Source organism: Pseudomonas sp. OIL-1 (assembly GCF_010669185.1).
Lineage (GTDB): Bacteria > Pseudomonadota > Gammaproteobacteria > Pseudomonadales > Pseudomonadaceae > Halopseudomonas > Halopseudomonas profundi.
Window position 1 is genome coordinate 1,573,875 of record NZ_CP048629.1, and the last position, 12,829, is coordinate 1,586,703.

Here is a 12,829-nt window from a genome sequence, read left to right on the forward strand (position 1 = left end):
GGCGTCCGCTTACATAGGACAATTGCACGTTTTCGACCCGTGTCGTTCGGGTATATGAGGCTCCATGGGCTTTCTCGCATTCGGGATCAATCACAAGACTGCTGCAGTAGACGTGCGCGAGCGGGTTGCGTTTGCCCCTGAGCGTCTGGCAGACGCGCTGCAACAGATGCTGAACGACACGCACACCCAGGAAGTCGCGATCCTCTCTACTTGCAATCGCACCGAGATCTACTGCGCGCAGGATCATCCTGACATTGATCGGGTCGTGGAATGGGTAGCGCATTACCACGGGCTTGAGGTCGCTGACCTGCAGAACTGTAGCTATTTGCATAGCGATGCCGGGGCCGTGCGGCACATGATGCGCGTTGCCGCCGGTCTGGATTCGATGGTGTTGGGTGAGCCGCAGATTTTCGGTCAGATGAAGGACGCCTGGCAGGCCGCGCGCACCGCTGGAACGCTGGGTCCCTATCTCGACCGACTGTTTCAGAGCACCTTCAATACCGCGAAACAAGTCCGTACCGACACGTCAATTGGCGAGAACCCGGTGTCGGTTGCCTTTGCTGCAGTCAGTCTGGCAAAGCAGATCTTTTCCGATTTGCAGCGCAGTACGGCTCTGCTGATCGGCGCGGGTGAGACCATCGCCCTGGTCGCCAGGCATCTGTACGACCAGGGTGTCAGCGACATCATCGTCGCCAACCGCACTCTGGAGCGTGCACAACTGCTCAGCGAACCGCTGGGCGGGCAGGCTATCATCCTCAACCAGATCCCTGACGTGCTGTCGCGGTGCGACATTATTATCAGCTCCACCGCCAGTCCGCTGCCGATCCTCGGCAAGGGCATGGTCGAACGGGCGCTGCGCAAGCGCAAACACCGGCCGGTATTCATGGTTGATATCGCCGTGCCGCGTGACATCGAGCCGGAGGTTGGCGGGCTCTCGGATGTGTATCTGTATACCGTCGATGATCTGCACGAAGTCATCGAAGAGAACATGCGCTCGCGTCAGGGCGCTGCTGAGGCGGCGGAAAGACTGATCGAACAGGGCTCCACCGAGTTCATGCAGCGCCTCAGAGCGCTGGCGGCGGTGGATGTCCTGCGTCGCTACCGTCAGAAGGCTGAGCAACTGCGCGACCAGGAATTGCTCAAGGCGCAGGCGAAGCTTGAGCGCGGCGGGGACCCGGCAGCTGTGCTGGCGGAAATGGCCCGTGCGCTGACCAATAAACTGCTGCATGACCCAAGTGTGCAACTCAAGCAGATGAGCGCAGAGGGTCGGGCTGAAGCGCTGGCGCTGGCGCAGGAACTGTTCGCGCTGGACGACGAGACGAACTCACCACAAGGCTGACCATGAAGGCATCACTGTTAAACCGGCTGGATATACTGACGGAACGCTTTGAAGAGCTCTCCGCACTGCTTAGCGACGCGGAAGTGATCAGCGACCAGACGCGTTTTCGCGCCTATTCCCGCGAATATGCCGAACTTGAGCCCACTATTAGCTGTTATGCCCAATGGAAACAGGTCACCGCTGATCTCGCCGAGGCGCGCAGCCTGCTCAAGGACAGCGATGCCGACATGCGCGAAATGGCCGAGGAAGACGCCAAGGCCTGTCAGGCGCGGCTAGTGGTCCTCGAAGAAGACCTCAATCGCTTGCTGTTGCCGAAGGATCCGAACGACGAACGCAACGTATTCCTTGAGGTGCGTGCCGGCACCGGTGGTGACGAAGCGGCGATTTTTGCCGGCGATCTGTTCCGCATGTATTCGCGTTACGCCGAGCGTCAGGGCTGGCAGGTTGAGATTCTCTCGGAGAATATCGGCGAGCATGGCGGCTACAAGGAAGTCATCGCCCGGGTCGAAGGTCGTGGCGTATATGCCAAGCTCAAGTTTGAATCCGGCGCTCACCGGGTGCAGCGCGTGCCGGAAACCGAATCCCAGGGGCGTATCCATACCTCCGCCTGCACGGTAGCGGTATTGCCGGAGATGGACGAGCAGGCTGCCGTGGAGATCAATCCGGCGGACCTTCGGGTCGATACCTATCGCTCCTCGGGTGCGGGTGGGCAGCACGTCAACAAGACGGATTCGGCGATACGTCTGACACACTTGCCGACCGGCATAGTAGTGGAATGCCAGGAAGAGCGCTCGCAGCACAAGAACCGCGCCAAGGCCATGAGCCTGTTGCAATCCAAGCTCGTAAGTCGCCAGCGCGAGGCGCAGGATAAAGAGGTCTCCGATGCCCGCCGGCAGCTGGTCGGCTCGGGGGACCGTTCTGAGCGCATCCGTACCTACAATTTCCCTCAGGGCCGGGTGACCGATCATCGGATCAATCTGACCCTGTACAGTCTCGATCAGGTTATTCAGGGCGAGCTCGACAACGTCATCGAGCCGCTGTTACGCGAACATCAGGCTGACCAGTTGGCTGATCTGGAACACGCATGAGCCTGAACCTGGCGTCCCTGCTGCACGCTGCGGCTCTGCCGGATTCAGACAGTCCGCGGCTGGATGCCGAGTTGTTGCTGGCGCATGCCTTGAACAAGCCGCGCAGCTTCTTGATGACCTGGCCAGAGCATCAGCCACAGCCCGAGCAAATCGAACGTTTCCAGCACTTGTTGCAGCGTCGTCGAGCGGGTGAGCCGGTTGCCTATCTGCTCGGGCGCCGGGGGTTCTGGAGCCTGGATCTGGAAGTCGACAGCTCGACGCTGATTCCGCGTCCGGATACCGAGCGGCTGGTTGAAGTCGCCCTGGAGCGCGTCGTCAAGCATCCGGCCCGGGTGCTCGATCTGGGTACCGGAACAGGCGCCGTGGCGCTTGCCCTGGCGGTGGAGCGGCCGGCCTGGGAGGTCACCGGCTGCGACAGTACGGCTCCCGCCGTCGCGCTGGCCGAACGTAACCGTCAGCGGCTGGGCATCGGCAATGCCACCTTTGTGCTCAGTGACTGGTTTGCCGGGCTCGCCCAAGGCAAGGCGTTCGACCTGATTGTTTCCAACCCGCCCTACATCGCGGAAAACGATCCGCATCTGATTGGAGGCGATGTCCGTTTCGAGCCCGCCACCGCGCTGGTCAGCGGGCCTGACGGTCTTGATGACATCCGGCATATCGCCCAGGCAGCGCCTGATCATCTGCAACCAGATGGCTGGCTCCTGTTGGAGCACGGCTGGGAGCAGGCAGATGCGGTGCGCGACCTGCTCGCTGCACGGGGTTTTGCCGAGGTGCAATCCTGGCAGGATCTGGCCGGCCATCAACGTATCAGTGGAGGGCGCTGGCATGGATGATCAACAGCTACTGCGTTACAGCCGGCAGATTCTGCTGCCGCAAATTGACATCGATGGGCAGCAAAGCCTTCTCAAAAGCAGGGTGCTGATTGTCGGGCTGGGCGGTTTGGGCGCGCCGGCCGCGCTGTACCTGGCTGCAGCCGGGGTCGGCACGCTGGTGCTGGCTGATCATGATTCGGTGGACACCACCAATCTGCATCGTCAGATCATTCACCTCACTCGGGACGTCGGCCGGACCAAGGTCGACTCGGCAGGCGATACGCTGCAGGCGCTCAATACCGATGTCCAGCTGACGCTGATTGATCGTGCGCTGGAAGGCGAGACGCTGAATCGCGCCGTGCGGGATGTGGATCTGGTGCTTGATTGCTCCGACAACTTTGCTACCCGCCTGGCAGTTAACGCTGCCTGTTTTGCGGCGGGCAAACCGCTGGTGTCCGGTGCGGCGATTCGTCTGGAAGGCCAGGTCAGCGTTTTTGACCCCCGGCGCGAAGACAGCCCCTGCTACCAGTGTCTGTACGGGGAGGGCGACGAAGAGGCGTTGAGCTGCAGCGAGGCAGGCGTGATCGGCCCTCTGGTGGGCATGATTGGCAGTCTGCAGGCGCTGGAAGCGCTCAAATTGCTGGCGGGTTTTGGCGAGCCGCTGACCGGCCGATTGCTGTTGATTGATGCGTTGACCAGCCGCTTCCGGGAAATGCGCGTCAAGCGCGATCCGGCCTGCGGCTGCTGTGGAGCCGCAGGTCTTGAGCAATAACGCACCGGTCGGCGTGTTCGACTCCGGCGTCGGCGGATTGTCGGTGCTGGGCGATATCAACCGTCTGTTACCGCAGGAGACGCTGCTGTATGTCGCCGACAGCGGCCACGTTCCCTACGGTGAGAAATCGGCTGAGTATATTCGGGAGCGAAGCCGGAAGATCGCTGCGTTTCTGGTGGAGCAGGGTGCCAAGGCTTTGGTGCTCGCCTGTAACACTGCCACTGCGGCTGCGGTTGCCGACTTGCGCAGCCTGTATGACATGCCCGTGGTCGGCATGGAGCCCGCCGTCAAACCCGCGGCGCTGGCGACGCGCTCCGGCGTTGTAGGCGTGCTGGCGACCACAGGTACCTTGCAGAGCGCTCGCTTTGCTGCCCTGCTTGACCGTTTCGCCGGCTCGGTACAAGTCGTTACCCAGCCGTGTCCGGGGCTGGTGGAATGCGTGGAGCGGGGCGAGCTGCGGGGGCCTCATGTGGAAAAGCTGTTACGGGCCTATACCGATACGCTACTGGAAGCGGGGTGCGATACGCTGATTCTTGGTTGTACTCATTACCCCTTTCTGCGCGCCCAGTTGCTCGCTGTTCTCCCCCCGCACATTTCCTTGATTGATACCGGTGCCGCCGTAGCGAGGCAGCTGCGTGCGCGTCTGATCGAGGCTGATCTTCTTGCCGCCGGCGGCGCTCAGCGGCCCCGGTTCTGGACTACAGCGGCGCCGGAATCGCTGGGGCGCGTGCTGCCAGTGCTCTGGGGGCGGAACGAGACGGTGCGAGCGTTGTCTGTGTAAACGGATACAAATGGGCTTGTAGCTCGATGCGCAAGGAAAAATCAATGAAAAAACGCGGTCTTGTAGTTGGATGCCTGCTGTCCTTTTCGACATTGGCGCCATTAGTTCACGCGGTGGATGGAATCTCTGTTGAGGCGGGTAGAAGTTCGGAATCCACCAACACCTTCCGGTTAGCCGCTCAGTTCGATTTTGGGCAGACCCTTTGGCAGAACCAGTCTGGCAACGTGCGGCTCGGCGGCTACTGGGATGCAGGTGTGCGTCGCTGGAGCGGCCTTGACGCCACTACCGTTGCTATCTCGCCGGTGTTGCGACTCGATTTTGGTAGCCCCAACAGCGCCATGACGCCCTATATCGAGGCAGGTATCGGTGCGTCCTACTTCACTCGAACAGATTTCGACAGCGAAAATGTCGATCTGGGCTCGAAATTCCAGTTCGAGGACAGATTGGGTGCCGGTGTGCGTTTCGCTGACGGTTCGCAGCTTGGCCTACGCGTATTTCACTACTCCAATGCCGGCATCAAGAGCCCGAACAACGGTATCGAAACAGTCTCCTTGCACTACCGCTTCGATATCTGACAGCAACCGGAATGTTCCGGCCAGAGGCCCCGCCACAGCCGGGCGGGGCAGCTAACGGCGCTTGTTCCTGCTTTCAGCCAGCTTCATTCGATATTGATCGCGATACAGCTGAGCAAAACCATGTAGCAATGGAAACAAGACGGCCCAACTGATAGCGGCAATCGCCAGGGTGGTTGTCGGCGCTTGTCCGAGGTATACACCGCGTAGCCCAGCGATAGCACTGTAGACTGCTAACGCTGCAACGGCGCCAACAGTGCTGGCCAGCCACCACGTTCGGCCGCTCCAGGCCAGGCAATGATTAAGCGTGGTTCCCAGCAGGGCCCAGAACAGGGCCTGCCACAGTGGAACCAGGGCGGGATCACCGGGATAACTGAGCAGATTCATTTGCAGCGTGAAGGAATCCAGCGCTGCTCCAGCCAGCATCGTGCTCACCACCGTCTTGCCTTCCGCTGACCATGAGCTGACCAGCGCAAAGTGCATTACCAGTGCAGCAAGGGCGACCAGTAGCCAGCCGGAATATCCGCCCAGCAGACAGGCTAGCCAGCCAACGACGAATAATGCTGCGTTAATGGAGTTGTTTCGTGCCGCCATTGAGTCCTCTGAATGATGGAGCCGGCTGGAGAGTCTACCTGATGCGTGCCCGGGTTCTGATCAGACCAGGGTGCGCGCGGTCTGTTGTCCGCTAAGCCAGGCGTTTTCGACCCGGCCGTCCAGGCACCAATCGCCACACACATAAAGTCCCAGCTCTGGGGCGGCCAATGCGCCCCAGTTACGCTTATCGTCGGGGCGAGCCAGAAGCCAGCGGTGCACATGGGTACAAGCAGGTTCGGGGAGAGCGGTTCCCAGCACTTCGGATAAGGCTTCGAGCAAGTGCGCCGTTACCGATTCAGGCGAAGCCTCAAGGTGATCAGCCGCCCAGGCGGGGGTTGAGTGAACCACCCAGCTGTCGCTGCCGTGGCGCCCGGGTTTGCTGCTGTTGCGCGAGACCCAGTCGAGCGGGCCCCCGCGTACAAAGCAGGCGTCGACGGAGGTTGCCAGCGGTTGATCGAAGGCGACCGCAAGCGTCCAGGTGGGCGACATGCTGATCTGCGCTACGGTCTGCTGCAACGTTGGAGCCGGCTCCAGCAGTACTACCGCCTGCGGTGCGGGGACGGCCACGACGACACGATCAAAGGGGCCGTGCGTTACGCCTGTTTTATCCTCCAGCATCCATTGCCCGGGCTCTACAGGGTGCAATCGTTCTATATGCGTCTGGCTGGTGAGGGTTACATCCGCCAGCAGCTGGCGAGGCAGTGCCGACATGCCAGGGAGACCAACGAAGCGCTGCTGGTCGTCGGGCGATTCGTGCAGGCCGGTATCGTCGTAGCAGTAGAGCCTGGGCGTCCATTCCGCCACCCATCCGCTATCCAGCCAATGCTGAAGCGCGTGGCGAAAGCGGCTGTCACGCGCGGTGAAATACTGGGCGCCCAGGTCGAACCCGCCCATTGGCGTTCGCTTGCTGCTCAATCGGCCACCGCAGCCTCTGCTTTTGTCGAACACGAATACCTGGTGGTCATCCTCACGCAGAGCACTGGCTGCACTGACGCCTGCCAGACCGGCGCCGACAACGGCAATACGAAGAGAACTCATGGGCGGAGCTTCCTGTTGGGCTAAACTCGTCGGGCGATCATCATACGGTCGGTTGCTGGTCTCTGTACATTCAGAACCGCTCTGGAGCGGTACCGTTCAGCTGCACTGGTCGCGATTTGTCAGTGACCTGTTAAGCTTGGACTCAGGGTCTGTTGCCGTTTCGTAAGGATGTTTTCACAGGGAGTCACGCATGCTGGGAGGCGAGCCATGCACGTATTGTTAACAGGGGGGACAGGCCTGGTTGGACGGGCGTTGTGTCATCGTTTGTTGGCGCAGGGACACCAGGTAAGCGTATGGAGCCGACGACCAGAACAGGTCTGGGCATTGTGCGGGTCGGAAGTCAAAGGCGTGGGGCGTCTGGAGCAGCTTGATGCGGTCCCGCTGGATGCCGTCATCAACCTCGCCGGCGCGCCCATAGCGGATCGGCGCTGGTCACCCGAGCGCAAGGCGCAACTCTGGGCCAGCAGGGTGTCACTCACCGAGCACCTGGTTGACTGGATGGGCGCTCTGAAAAGCCGGCCCTCAGTGTTGATCAGCGGCTCAGCCATTGGCTGGTATGGCGATGGGGGCGAGGCGGAACTCACCGAGGACAGCCCGGCCAACCGGCAATATGCTCATACGCTCTGTGACGCATGGGAAGCTGCGGCACGGCGCGCAAGCTCGCACGGTATTCGAGTATGCGTGGTACGCACCGGACTGGTGCTGGCGCCAGGCGGCGGTTTTCTGCAGCGTCTGCTCAAGCCATTCAGCCTGGGGCTTGGCGGGCCGATAGGATCGGGCAGGCAGTACATGTCATGGATCCATATCCAGGATGAGGTGGGCATCATCCTGCATCTGCTGAATCACCCTGAGTGCAAAGGCGTCTATAACGCCACTGCACCTGACCCGGCGACCAGCAAGGCGTTCAGCAGTGCATTGGGCAAAACCCTCCATCGCCCTGCATTTATGCCTTTGCCTGGCATTGCCCTGAAAGCGGCCTTGGGGGAAATGTCCATTTTGTTGTTGACCGGCCAGCGAGTAGTGCCGGCCAGGATCATTGAAGCAGGTTACAGCTTTCGCCATGCGACGCTTGAAGCGGCGCTGGATGATGTAATAAACAATCACTGAGCATCGGAGCAGTCAATGTCGGATCGTGGGGTTTTACTGTTGAATCTGGGCTCACCGGCCAGCACCAGCGTGGCCGACGTGCGCCGCTATCTGAATCAGTTTCTGATGGACCCTTACGTGGTGGATCTGCCGTGGCCGTTACGTCGCTTGCTGGTGAGTATTATCCTGGCCACCCGACCCAAGCAGTCCGCGCACGCCTACGCATCCATCTGGTGGGAGCAGGGCTCGCCGCTGCTGGTCATCAGCCGGCGCGTGCAAGAGGCGTTGCAGGCGCGTCTGGATATGCCCGTGGAGTTGGCCATGCGCTACGGCGAACCTTCTATCGAACGGGGCGTTCTGGCACTGGCCGCCAAGCCGGGCGTGCGCGAGGTGCTGTTGCTGCAACAGTATCCGCAGCATGCCGACAGCACCATCACCACGTCCATCAGGGAAACTGAGCGGGTCATTGCCAAGCATCAGTTGAATCTCAAGCTGACCGTGGTGCCTGCGTTCTACGATCGCCCGGGTTACATGGACGCCCTGGTCGAGAGTGCCGAGCCGCACCTGCAGCAGGGCTTCGATCACCTGCTGCTCAGCTACCACGGGTTGCCCGAACGGCATCTGCGCAAGGCCGATCCGACCGGCTCGCACTGCGGTAACTATCCTGCGTGTTGCGAACAGCCGTCCCCGGCGCATGCCACCTGCTACCGCGCCCAGTGTCTGGCGGTCAGCAAAGCATTCACTGCACGCATGGGGCTGAGCGATGACAAATGGTCCATGGCCTTTCAATCGCGGCTGGGTCGCGACAAATGGATCGAACCCTATACCGAGAAGAGGCTGGACGAACTGGCCGCCCAAGGGGTCAAGCGTTTGCTGGTGATGTGCCCGGCGTTTGTCGCCGATTGCATCGAGACGCTTGAGGAGATCGGTGATCGTGCCCGCGAGCAGTTTGTGGCCGCCGGGGGCGAGGAACTGGTGCTGGTGCCCTGTCTGAACGACCATCCGAAGTGGATCGATACGCTGGAGCACTGGTGCCGCACCGAGCCTGCGGCCGTCTGAGTCTGATGGAATTGATCAGCTACGCCGCAGCCATTCGGCCAGTACCAGGTGCAATCCCAGGCCGATCAGCACGACGCCCATCAGTCGGTCGAACCAATGTCCCAGCCGAGCAAAGCCGCGGCGGACCCGTGGCTGGCTGAAAAGCACTGCAACCAGCGCAAACCAGGTTCCGGTCGCCAGGGCAAGATAAAGGCCGTAGCCGGCTTGCACCGTCAGAGGCGTCTGGGCGCTGATCACAGCGGTAAATACCGAGAGGAAGAACAGGGTCGCCTTGGGGTTCAGGCCGTTGGTTATGAAGCCGTTGAGAAAGGCTTGCCGTGGCGCCATGGACACCGTGCGGGTGCGCTCGTCGGCCAGCCCCTGGGGTTGCGCCCGAAGTGCCCGGACCCCGATATAGATCAGATAGGCCGCCGCCAGCAACTTGAGCAGATTGAACAGCCATACCGATTGCGAGACGATCAGGCCGATGCCCAGTAGCGAATAGCCGACATGAATAAAGATCCCAATGCCGATTCCCGCAGCGGTCATCAGTCCAGCCTGTCGTCCGGCACTTACGCTGTTGCGGATGACCACGGCGAAATCCGGCCCGGGGCTCATGACTGCCAGCAGATGTATCAGCGCTACCAGCAGAAATTCATTGAGGTACATCGACCGCTCCCGTGAAAATCGACCATTTTAAACCCAATTGGATCTAGCCATGAATGAACAATTGCGCGTGGTATTTCTCGACCAGGCTACCCTGGACAAGGATGATCTCGATCTGCAGCCGCTTGAAGACAGCGCCGCGGTGTTGACGCTGTACGACGCAACCACAGCGGAGCAGGTCAGCGAGCGGATCGGTGACCATCAGGTGGTGATCACCAACAAGGTGGTCATCGACGAGACCGCCATGGCCGCGTGTCCGGCCTTGAAACTGATCCTGATAGCCGCTACCGGGACCAATAACGTCGACCTGGATGCTGCGCGTCGACGCGGCATCCAGGTCTGCAATTGCCAGGGCTATGGCACGCCGTCGGTGGCCCAACACAGCATCATGCTGATGCTGGTGCTGATCACGCGCTTCGAATCCTATCGCCAAGCGGTCAGAGCCGGCGCCTGGCAACGCAGCAGCCAGTTCTGCCTGCTGGATTATCCGATCGGCGAATTATCCGGCCGCACCCTGGGGATTCTTGGTTACGGTGAGCTCGGGCGTGCGGTTGGCAAGCTGGCCGAGGCGTTTGGCATGCAGCTTCTGGTGGGCGCCTTACCGGGTCGTGAACAGCCGGGCCGTCCAGGGTTGCGGGAGATGTTGCCTCAGGTCGACGTGTTGAGTCTGCATTGCCCGCTGACGGACAGCACGCGCAACCTGATAGGCGCGCCGGAGCTGGCATTGATGAAGCCTGGCAGCCTGCTGGTGAATGCCGCGCGGGGCGGATTGGTCGATGAGGACGCGCTGCTTGCCAGTTTGAAGAGCGGACATCTCGGCGGAGCCGCTTTGGATGTATTGAGCGAGGAGCCGCCGGCTCGTGGCAATCCGCTACTCGATACCGAGGTGCCTAATCTGATCATTACGCCGCATAGCGCCTGGGGCAGCCGCGAAGCGAGGCAGCGCATCGTTGCTCAGCTCGCGGAGAACCTGTCTGGTTTTATGGATGGGGCGGTGCGGCGGTCAGTTAGCTGATCAAGCTGGCATTTGCGTCGATCTGGCGCCAACTGGCGCACAATCCGGCTTGCTCCACCTCTTTAGGTGATGGATGGGGCAGGTAGGACGGGAATAAGGTCGGGTCATCTTTCGCTCAGGGACGAGCAAATAATGACTTGGCCAACAATGAATTCGGTTGTAACCACCGAACAGCTTCTCGCCAGCGGCGAGTCCTTCTTCGATTTCCCCGTATCCGCGACAGCAGACCCTTTTCTGTTTGATGGGCTGTCGACAGCTCACCGTCTTTACGACTGGTCGGAAGTACAATGCATCAGTCAGCGTGGCGTCAGCCTGCTCGAAGTACTCATTGCTGTGCTGGTTTTGGCTATCGGTGTACTCGGCGCAGCATCATTACAGCTCAATGCAGTGCGTTACAGTGCCAGTGCCGCGCATACCACCCACGCCAGCTTTATCGCCTACGACCTGCTTGACCGGATGCGTGCCAACGCTGACGACCTTGCCTCATATGCAGGCTCGGTTTCCGGCGCCTGCGATCCGGATGCGGAAGCGCCAGACACAATCATCGCCCTTGATCGCGCGGACTTCGTCCGCGCCGTAACCTGTCAGTTGCCATCAGGTAAAGCCAGCATCCGTGTTGCTGCGGACACCGCCACCATCACCATCAGCTGGTCCGAAGCGCGGATCGTGGCGGGCCAGGAGGATACCGAGTTTGTGGTTTCCTCGATCGTTCGGAAAACGCCATGAAAAGCTCTAGCACACGCGCTGCACAGCGCGGCTTCGGTCTGGTTGAGCTGATGATTGCCATGTTGCTCGGGCTCATTCTGATCATGGGCGTCATGCAGATATTCATCACCAGCAAACAGACCTACAGCATGCAGCAGAGCGCCGCCACCATGCAGGAAAACGCACGTTTCGTGCTCAGCCGGATCAGCTCGGAGCTGAGGCAGGTGGGCATGTTCGGCTGCCTGGATATCGAACGGCTTCCCATTGCAACCCGCAACCAGATCCCCGCCGCATTCGCTACGCCCGTTACCTTTCAAGACGGCATTCTGACCATCATCACAGCTGACTCGGCGGTTGAGCGCGTGACCGAAGAGGTAACGCTGACTGCCTCAAGCCTTGGGGCAGGGTGGCTACTGGTAAGCGATTGCGTTGCCGGACTGCGTATTGATAGCGGCGTCGGCGTAACGGCTGCAGCGGGTGACCTGGTGGTTCCGGTGCGTCAACTGGAATACCGGCTGACGGATCATGCGCTCAAGACGCGGGTAAACGGGATGGGCAACTTTGAGACCTTGATTGAAGGCGTGTCGGGTTTCGATGCGCAATTCGGCTTGGCTGCATCCGATGCCGATGTGCATGTTTCGGGGGCCTACGTCACTGACGTTACGGGTCTGGAGAGCCGGGTTCGCAGCGTGCGTCTGGTATTGCAGTTGGCCGAGAATCCGTCCGATCCGGATGCTGGAAGTGTCAAAACAAAGGATTTCACCCTGGTTGCAGCGCTGCGCAATCGTCTCGACTGAACACGCAAGGAAGCGCTTATGTCACCCCGTCATTTTTGCCCTCGAAACAGCCAGCAGGGCAGCGCCTTGCTGATCAGCATGGTGCTGTTGTTATTGCTGAGCCTGGCTGCGATAGCTGGCGTCAAGACCTCCATCAGCCAGGAGCGCATGGCAGCCAACCTGAAACTCAAGAATGACAGCTTTCAGGCAGCTGAAGCAGGCATGCGCTTCGTAGAAGGGCAGGTGCAAACCCTGGCGGTGGTGTTGCCTGCCGAGGTCTGCGCTGGCGCGGCGTGCGAGATTGATGCCGCCGCGCTCGATATCGATCAGCTGTCCTCGCCAGGGGACAACTGGATAGCAGTGCCTGAAGCCATCGCGGGCAACGCTGCCTCGGTCTGGTACCGCGTGGTGCGGCTGGGCGACAGCGAGATACCGGTCAACCTGAGCGCCAGCGCACCAAGCACCCTCTATCGAATATCGGTAGTCGGCTTCAAAGGCACCACCCGCACCGTGCTGGAGGGAACCTATGCACATACCAGGATTTAAC

General features: G+C 60.7%; 15 protein-coding genes. 12 read left to right on the forward strand and 3 right to left on the reverse strand.

Annotation, left to right across the window (positions count from 1 at the left end; translation table 11 throughout):
- Positions 1-64: 64 nt before the first annotated feature.
- The 6 genes from hemA to G3M63_RS07400 are packed head-to-tail and all read left to right on the forward strand — an operon-like array spanning position 65 to position 5,367.
- The gene (gene hemA, locus G3M63_RS07375) at positions 65-1,339 is read left to right on the forward strand and encodes a glutamyl-tRNA reductase (protein WP_163982353.1); all 1,275 of its coding nucleotides are present in this window, start codon (positions 65-67) and stop codon (positions 1,337-1,339) included.
- Between the two features lie 2 nt (positions 1,340-1,341).
- Complete coding sequence (gene prfA / locus G3M63_RS07380; RefSeq protein WP_150301371.1) at positions 1,342-2,427, forward strand: peptide chain release factor 1; 1,086 nt, start codon at positions 1,342-1,344, stop codon at positions 2,425-2,427.
- Positions 2,424-3,260, forward strand: coding sequence for a peptide chain release factor N(5)-glutamine methyltransferase (prmC, locus tag G3M63_RS07385; RefSeq protein ID WP_163982355.1), 837 nt, complete (start codon positions 2,424-2,426; stop codon positions 3,258-3,260). Before prfA ends, prmC begins: the two co-directional genes overlap by 4 nt.
- Complete coding sequence (gene moeB / locus G3M63_RS07390; protein ID WP_163982357.1) at positions 3,253-4,011, forward strand: molybdopterin-synthase adenylyltransferase MoeB; 759 nt, start codon at positions 3,253-3,255, stop codon at positions 4,009-4,011. The genes prmC and moeB overlap by 8 nt, the downstream gene beginning before the upstream one ends.
- On the forward strand, positions 4,001-4,792 hold the full coding sequence (murI, locus tag G3M63_RS07395) for a glutamate racemase (protein WP_163982359.1): 792 nt from the start codon (positions 4,001-4,003) through the stop codon (positions 4,790-4,792). Before moeB ends, murI begins: the two co-directional genes overlap by 11 nt.
- 44 nt (positions 4,793-4,836) lie before the next feature.
- The gene (locus G3M63_RS07400; RefSeq protein WP_150301367.1) at positions 4,837-5,367 is read left to right on the forward strand and encodes an acyloxyacyl hydrolase; all 531 of its coding nucleotides are present in this window, start codon (positions 4,837-4,839) and stop codon (positions 5,365-5,367) included.
- 51 nt (positions 5,368-5,418) lie between these two features.
- Here the strand turns inward: G3M63_RS07400 and G3M63_RS07405 are convergent, their stop codons facing one another.
- Together G3M63_RS07405 and G3M63_RS07410 are read right to left on the reverse strand one after the other, a co-directional pair.
- Positions 5,419-5,958, reverse strand: a complete 540-nt coding sequence (locus tag G3M63_RS07405; protein ID WP_150301366.1) for a DUF2878 domain-containing protein — start codon at positions 5,956-5,958, stop codon at positions 5,419-5,421.
- A 60-nt stretch (positions 5,959-6,018) separates the two neighbouring features.
- On the reverse strand, positions 6,019-6,996 hold the full coding sequence (locus tag G3M63_RS07410) for an NAD(P)/FAD-dependent oxidoreductase (RefSeq protein ID WP_163982361.1): 978 nt from the start codon (positions 6,994-6,996) through the stop codon (positions 6,019-6,021).
- Between the two features lie 207 nt (positions 6,997-7,203).
- Between G3M63_RS07410 and G3M63_RS07415 the strand changes: the two genes are divergently transcribed.
- Both G3M63_RS07415 and hemH read left to right on the forward strand, forming a co-directional pair.
- The gene (locus tag G3M63_RS07415; RefSeq protein ID WP_163982363.1) at positions 7,204-8,103 is read left to right on the forward strand and encodes a TIGR01777 family oxidoreductase; all 900 of its coding nucleotides are present in this window, start codon (positions 7,204-7,206) and stop codon (positions 8,101-8,103) included.
- Between the two features lie 15 nt (positions 8,104-8,118).
- Positions 8,119-9,141, forward strand: a complete 1,023-nt coding sequence (gene hemH / locus G3M63_RS07420; RefSeq protein WP_163982365.1) for a ferrochelatase — start codon at positions 8,119-8,121, stop codon at positions 9,139-9,141.
- Positions 9,142-9,156: 15 nt separating this feature from the next.
- Here hemH and G3M63_RS07425 read toward each other — a convergent pair whose 3' ends face one another.
- On the reverse strand, positions 9,157-9,789 hold the full coding sequence (locus G3M63_RS07425; protein ID WP_163982366.1) for a LysE family translocator: 633 nt from the start codon (positions 9,787-9,789) through the stop codon (positions 9,157-9,159).
- Between the two features lie 49 nt (positions 9,790-9,838).
- On the opposite strand from G3M63_RS07425, the gene G3M63_RS07430 reads away from it, so the two are divergent.
- The 4 genes from G3M63_RS07430 (at position 9,839) to G3M63_RS07445 (ending at position 12,828) form a co-directional block, all read left to right on the forward strand.
- The gene (locus G3M63_RS07430) at positions 9,839-10,801 is read left to right on the forward strand and encodes a 2-hydroxyacid dehydrogenase (protein ID WP_150301361.1); all 963 of its coding nucleotides are present in this window, start codon (positions 9,839-9,841) and stop codon (positions 10,799-10,801) included.
- Between the two features lie 132 nt (positions 10,802-10,933).
- Positions 10,934-11,527 (forward strand): type IV pilus modification protein PilV, encoded by a 594-nt coding sequence (gene pilV, locus G3M63_RS07435; RefSeq protein ID WP_163982368.1) that lies wholly within the window; start codon positions 10,934-10,936, stop codon positions 11,525-11,527.
- A complete protein-coding gene (locus G3M63_RS07440; protein ID WP_163982370.1) occupies positions 11,524-12,303 on the forward strand; it encodes a prepilin-type N-terminal cleavage/methylation domain-containing protein in 780 nt (259 codons plus the stop codon). The genes pilV and G3M63_RS07440 overlap by 4 nt, the downstream gene beginning before the upstream one ends.
- 18 nt (positions 12,304-12,321) lie before the next feature.
- The gene (locus tag G3M63_RS07445; RefSeq protein ID WP_163982372.1) at positions 12,322-12,828 is read left to right on the forward strand and encodes a PilX N-terminal domain-containing pilus assembly protein; all 507 of its coding nucleotides are present in this window, start codon (positions 12,322-12,324) and stop codon (positions 12,826-12,828) included.
- Position 12,829: the final 1 nt, after the last annotated feature.